Consider the following 518-nt stretch of genomic DNA (forward strand, 5'->3'; position numbering starts at 1 on the left):
CTCAGCCAGTTACTGCTGAAATTACAACAGCATTATCACTATCTTGTTGAGCAGATTAAAGATCTGGAATCTCAGTTGAAACGAAAGTTGGACGAAGATGAGGTTGGACAGCGCTTGCTGAGTATTCCCTGCGTTGGAACGCTGACTGCCAGTACTATTTCAACTGAGATTGGCGACGGGAAGCAGTACGCCAGCAGCCGTGACTTTGCGGCGGCAACAGGGCTGGTACCCCGACAGTACAGCACGGGAGGTCGGACGACATTGTTAGGGATTAGCAAGCGGGGCAACAAAAAGATCCGAACTTTGTTGGTTCAGTGTGCCAGGGTATTCATACAAAAACTGGAACACCAGTCTGGCAAGTTGGCCGACTGGGTCAGGGAGTTGTTGTGTCGGAAAAGCAACTTTGTCGTCACCTGTGCTCTGGCAAACAAGCTGGCCAGAATAGCCTGGGCACTGACGGCGCGACAGCAAACTTACGAAGCATAAAGGCAGAAATACACCAGTTTAAACAATCATTC

The 518-nt window shown here is 49.8% G+C and carries 1 pseudogene; it reads left to right on the top strand.

The window, feature by feature from the left end:
• Window positions 1-486 (top strand): annotated as a pseudogene (locus ACQG19_RS27465) (IS110-like element IS5075 family transposase); the annotation flags it as partial.
• Between the last annotated feature and the right edge of the window lie 32 nt (window positions 487-518).

This window comes from Enterobacter cloacae complex sp. 277I4, from assembly GCF_050031465.1.
In the GTDB taxonomy this organism is placed as follows: Bacteria; Pseudomonadota; Gammaproteobacteria; order Enterobacterales; family Enterobacteriaceae; genus Enterobacter; species Enterobacter cloacae.